The sequence below is a fragment of the Prevotella koreensis genome, from assembly GCF_003977605.1.
Lineage (GTDB): Bacteria > Bacteroidota > Bacteroidia > Bacteroidales > Bacteroidaceae > Prevotella > Prevotella koreensis.
In genome coordinates this window covers 764,863-784,474 of the sequence record NZ_RYYU01000001.1, presented here as the reverse complement: position 1 = coordinate 784,474, position 19,612 = coordinate 764,863, and the positions used below count along the sequence as shown (strand labels likewise).

The following is a 19,612-nucleotide window of genomic DNA, read 5'->3' as shown; positions in this document are numbered from 1 at the left end:
AGAGTAATCCGGGCTTTTCTGTTTATTTAAAATTTATTGATTATTTCGTCATCCACAATGTTTGGTATTGTCACTGTCAGTTCCGGTGTGCGCTCCATTTCGCGCTTTATAGCGTCAATAGAGCCATTGTTGCGTGCCCAAGAGCGACGTGCGATTCCGTTATTCACATCCCAGAAGAGCATTTGGCGTATCTTGCGTTCTGCTTCCTCGCTTCCGTCAATCACCATACCGAAGCCACCGTTGATAACTTCGCCCCAGCCTACTCCGCCACCATTATGGATGCTCACCCATGTAGCGCCACGGAAAGAGTCACCGATAACATTGTGTACAGCCATGTCGGCACAGAAACGTGAACCGTCGTAGATATTGGAGGTCTCGCGGAAAGGTGAGTCTGTTCCGGAAACGTCATGATGGTCTCTGCCCAAAACTACCGGACGACTTATCTCTCCACGACGTATGGCATCGTTGAAAGCAAGTGCTATCCTCATTCTACCTTCTGAATCGGCATACAGAATGCGGGCCTGTGAACCGACAACAAGGTTGTTCTTTCCTGCCTCACGTATCCAATGAAGGTTATCTGCAAGTTGTCCCTTGATGTCTTCGGTTACAGTCTTCATCATATCATCAAGAACCTCGGCAGCCAAACGGTCAGTAACGGCAAGGTCTTCAGGAGTACAAGAAGAGCATACCCAGCGGAAAGGACCGAAACCATAGTCAAAGAACATCGGTCCCATGATGTCTTGAACGTATGACGGATAACGGAACTTAGTATTCGAATTGTCTGCAAATATTTCTGCTCCGGCTCTTCCTGAGGTAAGGAGGAACGCATTACCATAGTCAAAGAAATACATTCCCTTTGACGAAATCTTGTTAATGGCATCTACCTGACGGCGTAATGACTCATAAACTTTCTCCTCAAAGAGTTCGGGTTGTTCTGCCATCATGCGGTTAGACTCCTCAAGTGTCATGCCTACAGGATAGTAACCTCCGGCAAAGGCATTGTGGAGTGATGTCTGATCGCTACCTAAGTCAACATGTATCTCGTCTTTTGCAAGACGTTCCCACAGATCAACGACATTGCCAACGTATGCCATAGACACCACGCGGTGTTCTTCAACAGCCTTGCAGATGGCAGGAATCAGTTCATCAAGATTGTCATGCAACTCGTCAACCCAGCCCTGCTCGTATCTCTTCTTTGCTGCCAATGGATTTATTTCAGCAACAACACTTACAACACCTGCAATGTTTCCGGCCTTAGGCTGTGCTCCCGACATACCGCCAAGACCACTACTTATGAACAACGGAATACGGTCGTGATTGTCGCCCATCACCTTACGTGCTGCATTCAGCACTGTAATGGTAGTACCATGAACAATACCCTGCGGACCGATATACATATAAGAGCCGGCAGTCATCTGTCCATATTGGCTCACGCCGAGTGCATTGTAACGTTCCCAATCATCCGGTTTGCTGTAGTTAGGAATTACCATACCGTTGGTAACAACCACTCTTGGTGCGGTCTTGTGCGATGGGAACAATCCGAGAGGATGACCACTATACATAACAAGAGTTTGCTCATCGGTCATCTCCGACAAATATTTCATCACCAAGCGATACTGTGCCCAGTTCTGAAATACTGCACCATTACCTCCATAAGTAATCAACTCATGAGGATGTTGTGCCACAGCCTTATCAAGGTTGTTCTGAATCATCATCATGATTGCAGCTGCCTGTTCCGAACGATGCGGATATTCGTCTATCGGACGAGCATACATTTCGTATGTAGGACGGAAACGATACATATATATACGTCCGTATTTTTCCAATTCTTCAGCAAACTCTGATGCAAGTGCCGCGTGCATTTCTTTCGGGAAATAACGCAGTGCATTGCGCAGTGCAAGTCTTTTTTCATCTGCCGTCAGAATATCTTTACGCTTAGGAGCGTGGCTGATTGTTGTGTCATATTGTGGCATCTCCGGCAATGTCTGCGGAATACCGGCACGTATTTCTTTTGAAAAATCTTCTTTGGTCATTTCGTTTTATTTTTATTTTGTTTATTCTTTCAAACTATAAATTACTTATCACCTTCTCAACTATTGACATAATAATCTTTTCTTCGGCATTTGCCTTAGCAACAATCTGCTCTGCCTCTGCCACAAGAGCCTCTGCTTTCTCTTTGTCTTTAAGCGAAGCTGCGTTTATTTTAACGTTAAGACCGGCTCCGATAACTGCGGCACGTGCTGCCAAAGCACCTACACCGGCATCCGAAACACTGTTAGGATTACCCTCTTCTGCCATAGCCTTGCATATCTCAAACGCTCCGAAAGATGCTTTCATAGTCTGAAGTGGAATCTGTGTGGCATAGAGTGTTGCTGCTTGTATTGCTTCACTGCGTGCAGCCTTATCTTCATCGGTCTTTTTAGGCATACCAAATGCAGCCATAATACGGTTAAATGCTTCAGTATCTTCGTCAACGAGGTGCATCAGTTCGGAGATAAGTGTCTGTCCCTTGTCTGCCCATACTGCGAATTCGTGGCAACGGTCATCCCAACCAGCCTTGTGAGAAGAGAGGTTTGCAACCATAGTTCCGAGTGCTGCACCCAATGCTCCCATATATGCAGAGATTGTTCCGCCACCCGGTGCAGGACTTTCGCGAGAAGTCTCCAATGCGAAATCTTTTACGGTGAGGTCAGCAAGCAACGGCTTTTTATTTGCATCTTCAAGAAGATACTCTATAACTTTCTCTCTCGGGTTAAATTCTTTCAAGTCTTCAAGTCCGAGTGACTTAATTGCAATCATCAACAGGTCTTCCTCCGGAATACCGGTAGAGCGATTCTGCTTTTCAAGGAAATAACGTCCAGCCTCTACCAGAACGCGTTTAGGTATAAGACCAACAATCTCAGTACCTGTTACACGCACACCACGATTATTTGCACAGCGGCACACCTCATCGAATGCTTTATGTAGCGGTGTAACGTTGATATTCGTGATATTCATAGATACCTGTGCTATCTTATATTCGTCAATAAACCAGCCGATAGCCTTTGTACTTTTCAGTGTACCGGGCTGCATTATTGTCTTTCCATTCTCATCTTTCTTCAGTTTTCCGGTTATCGGATTACCCTCACGTACCGGTCTACCCTTTTCACGTACATCGAATGCGATTGCATTGGCACGTCGTGTTGAAGTAGTGTTGAGGTTATAGTTTACTGCAATGAGGAAATCACGTGCTCCAACAGCAGTACATCCGGTTCTTGCTGCACGCTCATCAAACGGACGTGTACCGAAATCAGGTTGCTTACCCTCTGTTGACAGTTTCTCTGCGATTGCCTCATACTCTCCCTCACGGCAAACAGCAAGATTGCTACGCTCTTTGGTATAGGCTGCTGCCTCATAACAATAGCATGGGATTTCGAGTTCGTCGGCTATACGCTTTGCCAACTTGCGTGCCATTTCCGCGCACTCTTCAAGTGTTACACCGGCAACAGGTATCAGTGGCAACACATCGGTAGCACCCATACGTGGGTGAGCACCATGATGCTTGCGCATATCTATCAGTTCTCCGGCTTTCTTCACACTGCGGAATGCGGCCTCAACAACGGCCTCCGGTTCGCCGACAAAAGTTACTACTGTTCGATTTGTTGCCTCACCCGGATCAACGTCAAGCAGACGTACACCATCTACACTTTCAACCTCGTTTGTAATTTGTTTGATGATACTTAAATCGCGTCCTTCACTGAAATTAGGTACGCATTCAATAATACGTTTAAAGTTACTCATATATTAAGTTTTAGATAAGAAATTCCTTGTGCAAATATATAAATTTTCGGTTAATCATGCAACATCTTTTGACTATTTTTCATCGGCAGCCCGATATATTCAACAAGAAATAACAGAAGTGCGCCTTAGGCATTTCATTTAAGTCCTTTTTGTCATATTTAATAGTCATATTTAAGGTGTTACAGTTTTCAATCTTTCTTGTCGTAAGCATGCACAGGATAGTCAGTAGTGTAATGCAAACCGCGACATTCTTTGCGCTCTATTGCCTGACGCGTTATGAGATAACCCACGTTTATCATGTTGCGAAGTTCACAGATGTCGCGACTTGCCTTGACCCTACGAAACAAATTCTCTGTCTCTTCATACAACATGTCAAGTCTATCCCATGCTCTCTTCAATCGCAGGTTACTCCTCACTATGCCTACATAGTTCGACATTATCTCTCCTACCTCCTTCACGCTTTGAGTAATAAGCACTTTTTCCTCGTTGGTCATTGTTCCTTCATCATCCCATTCCGGTATCTGCTCATTGAAATCATACAAATCCACATGCTCCAATGAGTGTTTGGCAGCCACATCGGCATAAACGACAGCCTCGATAAGAGAGTTGGAGGCCAACCGGTTACCGCCATGCAGTCCGGTACAGGAACATTCACCAATGGCATACAAACGCTGTATGCTCGAACATGCGTTATAGTCCACCTTTATTCCTCCACACATATAATGTGCTGCGGGACGCACCGGGATATAATCTTTGGTTATATCAATGCCCATTGTCTTGCACTTCACATAGATATTAGGGAAATGCTGACGAGTTTCTTCCGGATTTTTATGTGTCACGTCAAGGCACACATGAGACAGTCCGTGTATCTTCATCTCGTTGTCGATGGCACGTGCAACTATATCGCGCGGTGCCAGCGAGAGACGTGGGTCATACTTTTCCATAAACGATTCGCCGGTCGGCAATCGCAATATCGCACCATAACCACGCATCGCCTCTGTAATGAGAAATGCAGGGTGTGTATCCCCTGGTGAATATAGTGCTGTTGGATGAAACTGCACAAACTCCATATCCTGTACCGTACCCTTGGCACGATACACCATTGCCTCACCATCTCCTGTTGCAATTATAGGATTTGTCGTTGTCTGATAAACAGCCCCGCAACCACCCGTACACATTAAAGTCACCTTTGAAAGATAAGTATCAACCTTCTGTGTATCAGGATTAAGCACGTAAGCGCCATAACAGTTTATACATGATGTGCGACGAGTAACACGTGCACCAATATGATGTTGCGTTATTATCTCTACTGCAAAATGATTCTCTTTAACATCAATATAGGGATTCTTACGCACAGCCTCCATCAGACCTCGTTGTATTTCGGCTCCGGTGTCATCAGCATGATGCAATATTCTGAACTCCGAATGCCCTCCCTCACGGTGAAGGTCGAAAGTGCCATCTTCATTCTTGTCGAAATTAATACCCCAATCAACCAACTCTCTTATCTGCTCAGGAGCATTGCGTACTACCATTTCCACAGCAGTACGATCTGAAATATTATCACCCGCAACTATCGTATCTTCTATATGTTTCTCAAAGTTATCGACCTCAAAATTTGTGACAGAGGCAACCCCACCCTGTGCAAAAGATGTGTTGGCTTCGTCAAGAGAAGTCTTGCAAATAATACATATCTTGCCTTTCTTGGCACGTGCCACTTTCAAAGCATAACTCATTCCGGAAACACCGGCACCGATAATGAGAAAATCATATTTATAAACCATTATGTATAATGTTTAGCATTTTACGACTGCAAAAATAATAATAATAGCCGTAAAGAACGAATTATTTCACAAGATTAACTTTATTGTCCAAGCACTCACATTTCACTATTCTTACAAGGCATAATTACAGGAATAAAAAACATATTTTAAAACAATAAGCATCCCGACCATCACATGGATAGCCGGGATACTTATAATAAATGCTTTACAGCGCGAAAATTTTCTTTTCTTTATAAAGAATTATGCCTCAGCAGGAGTTTCTTCCTCTACAGAAGTCTCAACTTCTACCTCTGCGACAACCTTTTCCTCTTCTGCAATAGGTGCTTCTTCGGCATTCTCGGCAGGAGTGGCAACAGGAGCATTTTCTGCAACAACCACTACCGGTATCTTAACCTCAACCTCCTTATGGAAGTGAGCGACAGCCTCATATTCACCAACCTGCTTGATGTCGCGCATAGTGATAATCTTACGATCAATCTCAATGCCCTTTTCAGCAAGAGCCTCAGCAACTTTAGCAGCATTAACAGAACCATAGAGTTGGCCTGTTGCAGCAACCTTTGCCTCGATTTCCAGAGAAACACCTTCCAATTTAGCAGCCTTTTCCTCTGCAGCAGCCTTGAGTGCTGCGAGTTTGTGTGCCTGCTGTCTCAAGTTCTCTGCAAGTATTTTCTTTGCGCTCTCGCTCGCGATAACGGCTTTACCTGCAGGAATCAGGTAGTTACGACCATAGCCTTTCTTTACGGTTACGATGTCGTTCTTGTAACCCAATCCTATGATATCTTCTTTCAGTATAATTTCCATTTTATCTTAGGTTTTTAGGTTTTTATTTCATCATGTCTGTTACGTACGGGAGCAGAGCAATCTGGCGTGCACGCTTAACGGCTTGAGCCACTCGACGCTGATACTTGAGAGATGTTCCGGTAATACGACGAGGCAAAATCTTACCTTGCTCATTCAGGAATTTCTTGAGGAACTCAGGATCCTTGTAATCAATATACTTGATTCCGCTCTTCTTGAAGCGGCAATACTTCTTCTTCTTCGTGTCGATAGAAGGAGCATTCAAATAACGAATTTCACTGTCTTGTGCTGCCATGATTATGCCTCCTCTTTTTTAACGTTCTTGTTTCTTCTCTTCTCTGCATACTGTGCAGCATACTTCTCGAGTTTTACTGTCATGAAACGGATTACCTTCTCATCGCGGCGCAATCCTGTTTCAAAAGTTTTGATTACTGTCGGCTCAGCCTTGAACTCAACAAGGAAATAAAATCCTGATGTCTTCTTTTCAATCTGATAAGCCAGTTTCTTCAATCCCCATGCCTCTTCGTTAAGAATCTCTGCACCATTGTCGGTGAGGAGTTTCTTGAACTTAGCGACCGTTTCCTTTGTCTGTTCATCAGACAAAACGGGAGTCAAAATGAAAACGGTTTCGTATTGATACATACTGTTTGTAAATAAAGTTATTAATTAATATTATTTTGCCAAGGCATACGCCAAAGCGGGTGCAAAGGTAATAATTTCCAGTCACATATATATGATGAGCAACAAGTCAAAACTTAATATTTAGACATTATTAACTGTTACTGCACACAATTATATGTCCAATGACGCTTTTTATTCAAATCTTTTTCTACTTTTGCAGCAGAAATGAAGAATCTTATAAGAATTATAAAGCCTTATGCAGGCCTCGTGGCAATCTATACCGGCGCATTGTTACTCCTCCTCTCATTCCTTTTCGGGTGGACATCAAGCAATGCATTGCTCTTTATTTTACTGTTCCTTGTTATCGGCGGGGTCATTGTCCATGTAGCAATAATAAAGTCATCGGACTTTAACGAATAGCAACCGATTTCCACTTGGTATGGTATTATGAAAACCTTTGAAAATCAGTTCCCGATCGTTAAAATCCGATAACCATCAAGAAACACACCCGACTATTCCTCCTCCGGCGTTATAAGTTTATATCCCTTTCCGTGGATATTGATTATTTCAATCTGTTCATCGTCCTTCAGATGCTTACGCAGTTTGGTGATATATACGTCCATAGAGCGTGCATTGAAGTAGTTGTCATCTATCCAGATTGTCTTCAGAGCAAAGTCACGTTGAAGAATCTCATTTGCATGACTGCATAGCAGTGCAAGCAATTCGTTCTCTTTTGTGGTCAGTTTAGTCTGCTTGTCGCCGATTGTAAGCAACTGTTTCTGGGTATCGAACAAGAAACGACCAATCTGATACTGTGTACTCTCCTTCGTCTTCTTTCCACGTACTCGGCGAAGTATGGCCTCTATGCGCAGCACCAATTCCTCCATAGAGAACGGTTTGGTGATATAATCGTCTGCACCAATCTTGAATCCTTCAAGAATATCCTCCTTCAATGTCTTGGCAGTAAGGAAGATTATAGGCATCTCGGCATTAGCCTGACGAATGTCTTGTGCCAACGAGAAACCATCTTTCTTTGGCATCATAACGTCAAGCACGGCGATGTCGAACTTACTTTTAAGGAAAGCCCTGTATCCGGCTTCTCCGTCAGTACACAACTCTGCATTATATCCTTTTGCTTGCAGATATTCACGAAGCAACATTCCGAGGTTCTCATCATCCTCGCAAAGCAAGATTTTCAATTGTTCTTCCATAATCATTTATATTTAAAAAATTAATATTAAAATCGAAAGTTAAAGTTTCATACCTTGCCATAACAATGTATCAATCAGTATCTATTACTTATTGTTAAGCAATTTCAGGCAGTGATATGGTGAACTTAGTGCCTTTACCATAAACACTCTCCACCTTTATCTCTCCCTTGTGCAGGTCAACAATCTTCTTGACGTATGCCAATCCGAGACCGAATCCCTTCACATTATGAACGTTACCGGTATGTACACGGTAGAACTTATCAAACACTTTCTTCAAATTTTCTTTCTTTATACCGATGCCGTTGTCTTTTACCGACAACATAAGGCGGCCGTCTGCATTCCAAGTATGCACTTCCAAGACGAGCGGTTCTCCTTCTTTTTTATATTTAACCGCATTGTCCATAAGGTTGTGTATCACATTCGAGAAGTGTATCTCATCAACATATATCTTGGAGTTCTCTGCCTCTACAAGCGTATTTATGCGCCCCCCCGTATGCTCAACACGCAATGTGAACGAGTTTGCGATGTTCTCAACCATCTCATTCAAGTCGAGTTCTTTCTTCTTGAATATTGCCGTACGATCATCAAACATAGACATTTGCAACACTTTCTCAACAAGGAAACGCAGTCGTTTCGACTCATCGTTGACCACACCACCGATATGTTTAATCATTGTCGGGCTCTTTGTCACGGCCTCATCGTTCATCATCTGTGCTGCAAGCGAAATGCTTGATATTGGCGTTTTCAACTCGTGAGTCATATTGTTTATAAAGTCGTTCTTTATCTCGGTCAGCCTCTTCTGACGGAATATCACTGCAATGGTGAATATGAAAGTCACAAGCAATACCAACGTAAAAATGATTGAGGGTATCATAAACCGTACCGAAGAGAAGATATAACTGTTCATCGTAGGGAAATGAATCCTCACCACACCCGATTTTTGCTGTGGGTCATTGCGATATAGCAACTGACTGTAGGAGTATTCTTCCCCCTCGTCAGAATAATCCAAACAACGATAAACCTCCTGACCGTCCTGCGTAGATACAGTGAAGTGATACGGAATGTTTATACCATTGTTCATCAATTCTGCCTTAATGTCTTGGTCGAGCATTCTGAAATTAACTCTCTCTTTCAGAGGTTTTTCCGATGCCGTATAAAGAATACTATACACCACTTCATCGAGCAATGCTTTCTGATATACATATCGGTTTTTAACCATCTCTCTCATAGACTTAGAGGCTTCCGACACGGCATTCTTGTCATTACGCAAAATTATACCTTTGGGCATCTGCGATGGCTTTATTGCGATTGTCTTCATTTGGAATGAGGAGTATATAGTGCCATCATTGGTGTTTGCAGCGAACTCATGTGATGGTTTGGGTGCACCATCCGTTCCAACCGTCATTGAATCTTTCTTAATTGCCTTACGCCCTGTCTTACTGACATCTTTCTCAAGATAACGCAGTGTCTCATTCAGTTCGAGATTTCTTGAAGCCTGATAAAGTGAACGATTGACAGATTCATCAAACTGCTCTTTCTTCATCTTCACCATCTCTTCGATATAACTGAGTTGCAGAAAGAGCAATACGAGGAAACTAAGTCCCATTATGATTGCTATAGTCCATATCGTTCTTTTCTTCATATCTTTGTTACGGCTCGTTTTATTAATACCGATAGTTGTTTATATTTGCAAAAATAATATCTTTTCTTATTTATCGTTCTTTTTTAGTTAATTATTTTGGTTAAATTTGATTTAATTAATACTATTATTCTATTATAATAAATAATTATCAATTATAAATACCAATCATTTCTCGATTTATACTATTATGCAGACCAATTTTTCCTAAATTGCAAAGCAAATTGGGCGATTTTACTGACCAAATTAGGCGATTTTGCCGAGCAATTTAGGCGATTTTGGTTTGCATTAAGACATGTTCTAATATATATAAGGTATAATAACGAAGTATATAAGCGTAAAAAACGTAGTGTGCGGCACATCCATATTAATATATTAGAAGAAGACAATAAAAACAAATCAATAGGCGTTATTATAGAAAATATCAAAAAAAATATCATGAAAAAAATACTTTTTGCAGCATTCCTATTAATTATAGCAATTGCAACATTTGCACAGAAATCCCCCGGCTGTGTCACTGTTTACCCTAAAATCGGAGTAAACTTATCGAAATTCAGTGGCGACCTACTCTCTTTTGGGGTCACACCGGCCGAAGGTATAATAATGAAAAAGTCTGAAATGAAGAGTGGTTTCAACGCCGGTGCAGATTTACGTTATCGCATAAGTGATAATTATGGGGCATCTATCGGACTTATATACTCCAATCTTGGCAACCGTTTTGATTCAGAGGATTTAATGGAGGAATATAAAATAAAAGAATCTAAATGGAACAACCATTATTTGCAAATCCCCATTATGATGCACACCTTTCTCACCGATGGTCTATCAGTAAACATCGGTATCCAACCGGCAATGCTCATTGCCGCCCAAAACAGTACAAAATGGATAAACGATTCGAAAGAAAAAGAGGAGGGTATAAGAACCGTATCAGGGAATGTAAAAAACTTATTCAAAACATTCGAGTTCAGCATTCCACTTGGTGTTTCATACGAATACCGCAACATACTGTTCGACCTCCGTTACCAACTCGGACTTACAGGCGTATATAAATACGGAGGTTTGACCCGTGGAAACCCAAAGATAAGTGCCTTCTCTTTCTCAGTAGCCTACGGATTTGATTTATAAGTATCAAAATAGAATTTCACTTTTTGAAATAATCAGATATTAAAACCAAGAGCGGCAAGGAATTAATCCTGCCGCTCTTAATATATATGTTATTAAAATTAATGCCGACTGATTATTCGTCTTCAACATCCTCTGTCTCATGCTGCTTGATGAGTTCGTTCTGAATGTCTGTCGGAACAAGTTCGTAACTTGAGAATTTGGTAGAAAACGAAGCACGACCACCGGTAAGTGAACTGAGCGCAATAGAATAGTTCGCAAGTTCTTTCAAAGGAATCTTTGCTGACAGTTTCTGATAACCGGCCTCGCTGTCCATACCCATAATAAGAGCACGACGGCCTTGTAAGTCGCTCATAACATCACCCATATAGTCTGCCGGAACGAATACTTCGAGGTCGTAAATAGGTTCAAGAATCTTAGGACCGGCGTTCTTGAATGCCTCTGCAAACGCCTGACGTGCAGCAAGCATGAACGAAAGTTCATTAGAATCTACCGGGTGCATCTTGCCATCATAAACCACAACGCGAACATCGCGGGCATAAGAACCTGTGAGCGGTCCTTGCTCCATGCGAGCCATAATTCCCTTGAGGATTGCCGGCATGAAACGTGCATCAATAGCACCACCTACAACAGAGTTCAGGAACACAAGTTTACCACCCCATTCGAGGTCGATTTCTTCCTTATTTTTGATATTCATTCGATACTCCTGACCACCAAACTTATATACAGTAGGATCAGGCATACCATCTGCGTATGGCTCTACAATAAGATGAACCTCACCAAACTGACCTGCACCACCCGACTGTTTCTTGTGGCGATAATCCGCACGAGACGGCTTGGTGATTGTCTCACGATAAGGAATCTTCGGCTCTTCATACTTAATCTGTATCTTCTCGTTGTTCTCCATACGCCACTTCAACGTGCGCAGGTGGAACTCACCTTGTCCGTGAACTATGATTTGTTTCAGTTCTTTCGACTGCTCCACAACCCATGTCGGGTCTTCCTGACGCATCTTTGTCAGGGCAACCATCATCTTCTCAGTATCGCTCTCGTTCACAGCCTTTACCGCACGAGAATATTTTGAATTAGGATATTTAATGAAGTCGAAACGATTTTCAACGTCTTTTTCATTAAGAGTATTGCCCGTCTTCACGTCCTTGAGTTTCACTGTACAACCGATGTCGCCGGCACAAAGTTCGTCAACAGCCTGACGATTTGCTCCTGCACATACATTGATGCTTGCGATACGTTCCTTAGAACCACGGTCAGCATTTGTCAAGTCGGCACCGGCCTTTAATGTTCCGCTCATAACCTTGAAGTAAGACACCTCACCAATGTGCGGCTCCATGCCTGTCTTGAAGAAATATACAGAAGCAGGAGCGGCACTGTCAGCAACCACCTCCTCACCACGTGTGTTGTGAATCTTTGGCATATCACTTACGAAAGGAACAACGTTTCCGAGGAATTCCATAAGTCTGCGCACACCCATTGACTTACCACCGCATACACAGAAAACGGGGAAAATGCCACGTGCAACCAATCCTTTGCGTATTCCCTCACGCATTTCGTCTTCTGTCAAAGTTTCTTCCATGAAGAATTTCTCCATTAAAGCCTCGTCATTCTCAGCCGCAGCCTCAACAAGTGCTGCATGCAATTCCTTTGCCTTGTCCATCTCTTCGGCCGGAATATCCTCGATAATCGGAGCACCACCTTCCGGCTTCCAAGAATATTTCTTCATAAGAAGCACGTCTATGAGAGAATTGAAACCCGGTCCTGTGGCAATAGGATACTGAACCTGAACACATTTCGGGCCGTAGATTTCTTTCATCTGTGACATCACAGAGTCGAAGTCACAGTTTTCACGGTCGAGTTGATTTACGAGGAATATTACCGGTTTCTTTAGTTTTTCCGTATAACGGAATATATTTTGAGTACCCACTTCAGGGCCATATTGTCCATTTATCAACACCAAAGCCTGATCGGTAACGTTGAGAGCAGTAATTGCTCCACCAACAAAGTCGTCGCTTCCCGGACAGTCTATGATATTTAGTTTCTTGTTGTTCCACTCTACATTGAACACAGTAGAGAACACAGAATATCCATATTCTTGCTCTACAGGGAAGTAATCACTCACGGTATTTTTGCTTTCTACCGTACCACGGCGTTTTATTACTCCGCTCTCGAATAACATACTCTCGGCAAGTGTGGTCTTGCCGCTACCCGCACTGCCAAGCAATGCGATGTTCTTAATTTCGTTAGTCTTATATACTCTCATACCATTAAGATTTAGGTTTATACTATTAGTCTGTTTATTTAAGGGCTTAAAGTTAATGATTATAATTAAGAATTGGAAAATAAGAATTAAGAATTACTCTTTGTTTAACATTATTTTGCATTGCCAATATAATTCTTCGGTAAGGATTAACGTTTTTAGAATAGTTTGAAATCATTATATATTCACATCCCATTTTGTGAAAGCCGATGTATATATTGCGCTTTCTACAGCACCACTCATTTGGTGTTACGCGATGACTATGTTTCCGCACTTGTGCAGGAGATGTCGATACGTGAAACCGGTAGTAAAATCAGCACTATTTATCTTGGTGGAGGCACTCCTTCGCAATTATCCGCAGACCAACTGCGTAAACTGTTATATAATATAAATAAGGTATATAATGTCGAACATAATGCCGAAATAACCATTGAATGTAATCCCGATGATATAAACGAGAAGTATGCCGAGGAACTGGCAGATATGGGATTCAACCGCGTGAGTCTTGGTGCTCAGACGTTTTCGGACGAACGTTTGCAACTGATAAGACGACGACACAGTGCAATACAGGTGGATAATGCAATAATGATGTTACGAAAAGCAGGGATAATAAACATAAGTATCGACCTTATGTTCGGATTTCCGAATGAAACACTTGCCGACTGGGAATGCGACATAAAACATGCAATATCGCTGAAACCACAGCATATTTCAGCATACAGCCTTATGTTTGAGGAAAACACACCGCTGCATCGTATGCTTGTAGAGGGTAAAATAAATGCTGCCGATGAAGAACTATGTCTTGCGATGTTTGAACGACTCACAAAGATGCTCATTGCGGAAGGATACGAGCATTACGAAATATCAAACTTTGCACAACGCTCTGCACTCGACACCAATCACACTAAATTCAGGTCTGTTCACAACAGCAACTACTGGGCAGACGTGCCTTACATCGGTATCGGAGTATCTGCCCACTCTTATGATTTGTGTGAACGCTCATGGAACATCGCAAATATCAAAGAATATATACGAATAGCCAAAATCGGCAAACGTCCAATAGAGGGATGCGAAACAATAGATGCCACCACGCATTACAACGATATAGTGACAACAGCAATGCGCACGAGTGAGGGAATTTCGCTAAATAGTCTGACACAAGAACAGCGCGACTATCTACTAAAAACAGCACTCCCGATGGCCGAGCGCGGACTGATCGCAATCACCGATACACATGTACGCCTTACGCACAAAGGAATTTTTGTAAGCGATTCAGTAATGGCAGAACTTGTAAAAATATAATGCCACTTTCTGTATTGCAGAAATGGCATTTTATAACAAATATGTACCTGAAGTGGCTTATAACTTACATTTTTCTTGTTAATATTAAAAAAACATCGCAAAAAGATTCTTATTTAGGATTTTTATTTATATATTTGTGGCAGTTTTTTATGCAATCAGATATTCTTAGGTGAAAGAATGAGGAATGCAAGCAGAAAATTAATACCGAATACTTATATAATATTTACTAAAAAAACATTTTTATGTCAGCAATCGTATCAATAGTTCCGATTATCCTACTGTTTGTCCTTATGTTAGGATTCAAGATGGCAGGTCACAAGAGTGCGTTCATAACTCTTGTAGTAACAATCTTATTAGCACTATTTGCCGCTCCGGCAATGGATATGGTTCCGGAGAAATTCCAAGATGCTTCAATATTCGGAGTTGTGGGTTGGAGTTTCGTAGAGGGTGTGTTCAAAGCACTCTTCCCTATCCTCATCATCATTATGATGGCGCTTTACAGTTACAACATTCTTCTCGAAACAAAGGAGATAGAAGTAATCAAGGCACAATTCACAAGCATTTCCGACGACAAAGGCATTGTAGTATTACTCATGGTATGGGGCTTCGGCGGTCTGCTTGAAGGTATGGCAGGCTTCGGTACAGCCGTGGCAATTCCGGCTGCTATACTCATCGGACTCGGTTTCAAGCCGATGTTCTCTGCCCTTGTGGCACTCATTGCCAATACCGTGGCAGTGGCATTCGGTGCCGTCGGTGTTCCCGTAACGACACTCTGTAACGAGGTTACAGCAGGCGGAGCGGCTTCGGCAGAGTTCATATCACAGACATCATCTTTCATCGTGATACAGTTGGTAATATTGTTCTTCATCATTCCGTTCATAATACTTATGATAACCGACCGCAAGGCAATAGTTAAGAACGTATTGCTTTCGTTATGGACAGGTATCATATCATTTGCAGCACAATATTCTTGCGCCCGCTTCCTCGGTGCGGAGACACCTGCGATACTCGGTTCTATCGCAGCGATAGTTGCTATAATTATCTATGCAAAACTGTTTGTTAAGAATCCGAAAACAGAAAACAGCGAGAAGACAGAAAAGAAATCATACACCTTAAATGAGACTTTCCGGGCATGGAGCGTCTATCTATTCATACTTGTGTTCATTCTGATAAGCGGTGCTTTATGCCCTCCGGTGAACACTTTCCTAAAGACCCACCTCGTTACGAAACTCACTCTGCCGGTAATCGGTTCTACGGTGTCGTTCGGTTGGATTAGCAATGCCGGTCTAATGCTCTTCCTCGGTGCTACTATAGGTGGTATGGTTCAAGGTATGAGTTTCGTGAAACTGATGGTATTGCTTGCACGCACCATCGTTAAGAGCAACAAGACAATAATCACTATAGTAAGTCTTATAGCCCTATCATCGGTAATGAACAACTCCGGAATGATTAATGCCATTGCTGTAGGTCTCGTAGCACTCACCGGTTCGTTCTATCCTTTCTTCGCTCCGTTAATCGGCGCTATCGGTACATTCGTCACCGGTTCTGACACATCGGCAAATATCCTCTTCGGAAAATTACAGGCAAACGTTGCCTCACAACTCGGTTTAACTCCTGACCAATCAACATGGCTCGTGGCTTCGAACACCACCGGAGCCACCGGAGGAAAGATGATTTCTCCGCAGAGCATTGCCATTGCCACCGCAGCATGCGACATGGGCGGAAAGGACGGAGAAATACTGAAGTCTGCCATACCATACGCTGCGCTATATATAATCATCTCCGGTCTGATGGTTTATTTCGGACTCACCATCATATAAGTATGATATGATGAAAATACCTAATAGGTAATATAGAAAAAACAGTCGGCTAATTATATTAAAATCAACCGACTGTTTTTTCATCTGTATCCTTTCGCCATAAAAGACTTACTATATCATTTCTACACTGCTTATCTGCGAATCCTTGCCACGATAAATGATATTTACACGGAAATCCACGAAATCGCTATAAATGTATAACGACAACTGATCATTATATTTCGGGACATAATCGAAAACGAGATGAATCGCAGTGCCCGATAGATAATTTTTCGTGGGTAACAAAGCATCGTTTTCATCTATCCTACCAACAGAAAACACAGGGTCTATCATGGTCAGCACTCGTGGCAGTTCTATCTTTAGGTCGTTGTCCGGACGACTGAACCACGAGCCGATAGTTGCCCAAAATCCCTTTTCTTCTCTCGGATCATCATCCGGCTGCAATACAGTGATTCCCGTGAGTAAGGTTTGTTTCAGTTTAGAGGGTTCTATGGAATAGTTTTTCAAGAACTCCTCCTTATCCTTCTCAATCCTTTTGTTACCTTCTTTATTTGCCGTATTACTCATAACGATAGCACGACTCTTCTTATAGTTTATGTCATCCACCCAGCAAATGCGGTCGTCGGTTATTGCAATGGCGCGTATGCGGGTGATGTCACTATAATTCTTGTTGGCATATGTCATTCTGAAGGTATCCAAATCAGTAGTTGAGTGCTTAGCGATAATATTCATCGTTTTCGGTACACGCACAACATCATATTCATCCTTATACATATCGGTGTAATGTATGCACAAGAACACACGAACGTTCTCAAGGTCTATGTCAGAACGATTGTTGATTTTTACACGCAGAAGTTCATCATCGTCCCAAAACAACCACTTAGTTTCCGGTTTCACCTCCACATCCAGAAACGAACTTTCTATCAATAGTTGCTTGAAACTGCCATATAAATGTTCCTCACAGAACTGCATATCAGACAGTAGAGCATCATAAACTCCTTGATTGCCACGGCGGAAGAAATGCTTGAAAATCTCATCCTTACTCTGCTCCATATCTCCATTATCGGCATGATATTTCGCCTTCAAAAGGTTTGGGCTGAACAATCCGTATCCTTCCATCTGAGAACGATAGAGGCGTGTGAGATACTGACCCTCAGGAGTTTTATTGAGATAGGTGCGTGCCCGGTAAGACTCAAGCATGTCTGTCAGTCGGGCTGCCTGTTTCGGATATTCTATTGCCGCTTGGTCGAAATAAGCCATTGCCTGTTTTACGTCTCCCATCTGTTTGCTCAACACTCCTTTCAACACCAATGCAGGCGCGCTGCGGTCGGGGTAAAGTTGCATGTAATCCGATAGAATCATGTCTGCCTCCCACTGCGCATCATTCATTGTCTTATGACGTGTTAGCATTGTATCGGAGAGTAGCACCTCTCCTCTACCTGCGAGTATGCTGTCTCCTTTCACAACTGATTGTTGTGGCAAATCTCGCCTGCCATTTGTTGACGCTGCACCGTTACCACCCATTATCAGACTGAACGATTTCAGGAGCATGGCATCACAATTAGTGGGATATTTGTCGAGAATTTTCTGCGAATGAATTAGTGCACTTGTGGGCTGTCCGGAATATAGGTCAATATATGCACGGTCTTTTTCTATGCACATCAGATCATACTCTTTCATATACTTATGATAAATCGGCGCATAGTCTGTGAGATACTGCATATATGAAGCACGAAGTCGCTCGATGTCGGCACGTATGTCCGATTTCAGTTTCTTGTCTTTCTCATATTGACTGAATGCAGAGTTTGTGGCACGATCGGCATCATCGGAACCAAGTATGCTCAGTATGGCTATCGGCTCTCCCATCATTGCCAGAGTAACTCCGGCAATGTTCTTGCCATCAATGGTGCTCATTCCACCGGAAGCCGCACTGCGGGCAAGTAGCCACAAATCGCTTAGTTGCTCGTCCATCGCCTGTAACTTATACATATATTGCAGTATGGGCAACAGCTTCTGCTTGGCCTCCATTACATCAGGTGCCACGCCGGTATAATCTTGCCGAGCCATCATCATCAAGAAGTCGTTAAAGTTCTTGGAATTTGCCTGTGCTATTTCAAGAGCATTAATCACTCTCACGGTCTGTTCTATGTCATAATCCTTTCCGGTAGATAGGTCAGTACGATTAGTCAGAGCCTCGTATGCCGGAACAAACTTATCCACAGGTTCGTAATGCTCAAGATCGAGTGCCCCAATGTCATTTTTGCTTGTGCATGCAAAAAGCAGGCTTATATGACAAAAATGTGCTTAAAATCCTTGCAACTGTCTAATAATCATTATCTTTGTTCTATTTATATTTTTATGGCAAAAAATCTGCTTTTATTGTGGCTCAAAATCGACTATAAAACGTGGTCATCTTAATGGTTGTCAACGCTGGTATTGTAAGTGCTGTAAGAGGAGCTTTGTCGGACATAAGCGTCTTACAAATACCATTGTTAACAATCGTTATTCCAAGGGTAATCTTACAATCAAAGATCTATCAGAGGAGTACGGAGTTTCAACCAGGACTATTTATAGGAAGCTCACCAAATCTTATAAAGAAGACCTGCCCAACCTTCTTGTTCGTCCGGTAGTGGTTTTAATGGATGTCACCTATTGGGGACGTAATTTTGGTGTAGTTATTATGAAGGATTCATTGTCTGGTGATGTACTTTGGTTTAAGTTTATCAATAGGCATGAACGTCTTGAAGATTACAAAGAGGGCATAAGCTACTTGGAATTACTTGGATATACCATTCAAGGTCTTGTATGCGATGGTTTTAAGGGACTTAGACAAGCTTTCCCCAATTATAAATTCCAATTATGCCAGTTCCATCAAGTAATGACTATAAAGACAAAACTAACCTCAAGACCCAAACTTGAGGCTTCTAAAGAACTGCTTGCAATATCCAAGATGTTATGTCATACGGACAAAGAGTCCTTTATTGGGGCTTTAGAAGAATGGTATACTAAATGGGAGGATTTTCTTAAGGAACGAACAACAACAGAAGATGGTAAATCACATTATACTCATAAAACTCTACGTAGTGCTTTTTTGAGCCTTAAAAGGAATATGTCGTGTTTGTGGACATACTATGATTACCCTGAGTTGGAGATACCAAATACCAACAATGCTATTGAATCACTTAATGCAGATTTAAAGACAAAATTGAACCTACACAAGGGAATCAGTACGGAAAGAAGAAAGATCTTCATTCAGGACTTTATAA

15 protein-coding genes are annotated in these 19,612 nt (G+C 42.2%); 5 read left to right on the top strand and 10 right to left on the bottom strand.

The genetic code is table 11. The features are described from left to right. Positions 1–26 precede the first annotated feature (26 nt). The 6 genes from EHV08_RS03410 to rpsF form a co-directional block, all read right to left on the bottom strand. Positions 27–2,033 (bottom strand): urocanate hydratase, encoded by a 2,007-nt coding sequence (locus EHV08_RS03410; RefSeq protein ID WP_126677990.1) that lies wholly within the window; start codon positions 2,031–2,033, stop codon positions 27–29. Positions 2,034–2,067: 34 nt separating this feature from the next. Further along, complete coding sequence (ftcD, locus tag EHV08_RS03405; protein ID WP_126677988.1) at positions 2,068–3,780, bottom strand: glutamate formimidoyltransferase; 1,713 nt, start codon at positions 3,778–3,780, stop codon at positions 2,068–2,070. A 188-nt stretch (positions 3,781–3,968) separates the two neighbouring features. After that, on the bottom strand, positions 3,969–5,561 hold the full coding sequence (gene nadB, locus EHV08_RS03400) for an L-aspartate oxidase (protein WP_126677986.1): 1,593 nt from the start codon (positions 5,559–5,561) through the stop codon (positions 3,969–3,971). 240 nt (positions 5,562–5,801) lie between these two features. Beyond that, positions 5,802–6,362, bottom strand: a complete 561-nt coding sequence (rplI, locus tag EHV08_RS03395) for a 50S ribosomal protein L9 (RefSeq protein ID WP_126677984.1) — start codon at positions 6,360–6,362, stop codon at positions 5,802–5,804. 22 nt (positions 6,363–6,384) lie between these two features. Beyond that, on the bottom strand, positions 6,385–6,654 hold the full coding sequence (gene rpsR, locus EHV08_RS03390; RefSeq protein ID WP_126677982.1) for a 30S ribosomal protein S18: 270 nt from the start codon (positions 6,652–6,654) through the stop codon (positions 6,385–6,387). A gap of 2 nt (positions 6,655–6,656) precedes the next feature. Then, positions 6,657–7,001 carry a 30S ribosomal protein S6 gene (rpsF, locus tag EHV08_RS03385; RefSeq protein ID WP_126677980.1) on the bottom strand — a complete coding sequence of 115 codons (345 nt, stop codon included), beginning with the start codon at positions 6,999–7,001 and terminating at the stop codon, positions 6,657–6,659. A 204-nt stretch (positions 7,002–7,205) separates the two neighbouring features. On the opposite strand from rpsF, the gene EHV08_RS03380 reads away from it, so the two are divergent. Continuing rightward, the gene (locus tag EHV08_RS03380; RefSeq protein WP_126677979.1) at positions 7,206–7,400 is read left to right on the top strand and encodes a hypothetical protein; all 195 of its coding nucleotides are present in this window, start codon (positions 7,206–7,208) and stop codon (positions 7,398–7,400) included. A gap of 92 nt (positions 7,401–7,492) precedes the next feature. On the opposite strand, the gene rprY is transcribed toward EHV08_RS03380, so the two are convergent. After that, positions 7,493–8,191 (bottom strand): response regulator transcription factor RprY, encoded by a 699-nt coding sequence (gene rprY / locus EHV08_RS03375; protein WP_126677977.1) that lies wholly within the window; start codon positions 8,189–8,191, stop codon positions 7,493–7,495. 94 nt (positions 8,192–8,285) lie between these two features. Then, entirely contained in the window at positions 8,286–9,833 is a 1,548-nt protein-coding gene (locus EHV08_RS03370; RefSeq protein WP_126677975.1) for a sensor histidine kinase, read from the bottom strand. 435 nt (positions 9,834–10,268) lie between these two features. On the opposite strand from EHV08_RS03370, the gene EHV08_RS03365 reads away from it, so the two are divergent. Further along, a complete protein-coding gene (locus EHV08_RS03365) occupies positions 10,269–10,955 on the top strand; it encodes a porin family protein (protein ID WP_126677973.1) in 687 nt (228 codons plus the stop codon). Positions 10,956–11,067: 112 nt separating this feature from the next. On the opposite strand, the gene EHV08_RS03360 is transcribed toward EHV08_RS03365, so the two are convergent. Next, positions 11,068–13,227, bottom strand: a complete 2,160-nt coding sequence (locus EHV08_RS03360) for an elongation factor G (RefSeq protein WP_126677972.1) — start codon at positions 13,225–13,227, stop codon at positions 11,068–11,070. A 165-nt stretch (positions 13,228–13,392) separates the two neighbouring features. Here EHV08_RS03360 and hemW point away from each other — a divergent pair, with 165 nt between their 5' ends. Both hemW and EHV08_RS03350 read left to right on the top strand, forming a co-directional pair. Beyond that, the gene (gene hemW, locus EHV08_RS03355; RefSeq protein WP_126677970.1) at positions 13,393–14,526 is read left to right on the top strand and encodes a radical SAM family heme chaperone HemW; all 1,134 of its coding nucleotides are present in this window, start codon (positions 13,393–13,395) and stop codon (positions 14,524–14,526) included. 242 nt (positions 14,527–14,768) lie between these two features. Continuing rightward, a complete protein-coding gene (locus tag EHV08_RS03350) occupies positions 14,769–16,346 on the top strand; it encodes an L-lactate permease (protein WP_126677968.1) in 1,578 nt (525 codons plus the stop codon). A gap of 111 nt (positions 16,347–16,457) precedes the next feature. On the opposite strand, the gene EHV08_RS03345 is transcribed toward EHV08_RS03350, so the two are convergent. Then, positions 16,458–18,566 carry a hypothetical protein gene (locus EHV08_RS03345; RefSeq protein ID WP_126677966.1) on the bottom strand — a complete coding sequence of 703 codons (2,109 nt, stop codon included), beginning with the start codon at positions 18,564–18,566 and terminating at the stop codon, positions 16,458–16,460. A gap of 106 nt (positions 18,567–18,672) precedes the next feature. On the opposite strand from EHV08_RS03345, the gene EHV08_RS03340 reads away from it, so the two are divergent. After that, positions 18,673–19,612, top strand: a 940-nt coding sequence (locus EHV08_RS03340) for an IS256 family transposase, variant Zn-binding type (protein ID WP_455430450.1), incomplete at its 3' end; no start/stop codon positions are given.

Coding starts and splice junctions, on each gene's coding strand:
- EHV08_RS03410 (WP_126677990.1), bottom strand. CDS start 2,033: ATGACCAAAGAAGATTTTTCAAAAGAAATACGTGCCGGTATTCCGCAG.
- ftcD (WP_126677988.1), bottom strand. CDS start 3,780: ATGAGTAACTTTAAACGTATTATTGAATGCGTACCTAATTTCAGTGAA.
- nadB (WP_126677986.1), bottom strand. CDS start 5,561: ATGGTTTATAAATATGATTTTCTCATTATCGGTGCCGGTGTTTCCGGA.
- rplI (WP_126677984.1), bottom strand. CDS start 6,362: ATGGAAATTATACTGAAAGAAGATATCATAGGATTGGGTTACAAGAAC.
- rpsR (WP_126677982.1), bottom strand. CDS start 6,654: ATGGCAGCACAAGACAGTGAAATTCGTTATTTGAATGCTCCTTCTATC.
- rpsF (WP_126677980.1), bottom strand. CDS start 7,001: ATGTATCAATACGAAACCGTTTTCATTTTGACTCCCGTTTTGTCTGAT.
- EHV08_RS03380 (WP_126677979.1), top strand. CDS start 7,206: ATGAAGAATCTTATAAGAATTATAAAGCCTTATGCAGGCCTCGTGGCA.
- rprY (WP_126677977.1), bottom strand. CDS start 8,191: ATGGAAGAACAATTGAAAATCTTGCTTTGCGAGGATGATGAGAACCTC.
- EHV08_RS03370 (WP_126677975.1), bottom strand. CDS start 9,833: ATGAAGAAAAGAACGATATGGACTATAGCAATCATAATGGGACTTAGT.
- EHV08_RS03365 (WP_126677973.1), top strand. CDS start 10,269: ATGAAAAAAATACTTTTTGCAGCATTCCTATTAATTATAGCAATTGCA.
- EHV08_RS03360 (WP_126677972.1), bottom strand. CDS start 13,227: ATGAGAGTATATAAGACTAACGAAATTAAGAACATCGCATTGCTTGGC.
- EHV08_RS03350 (WP_126677968.1), top strand. CDS start 14,769: ATGTCAGCAATCGTATCAATAGTTCCGATTATCCTACTGTTTGTCCTT.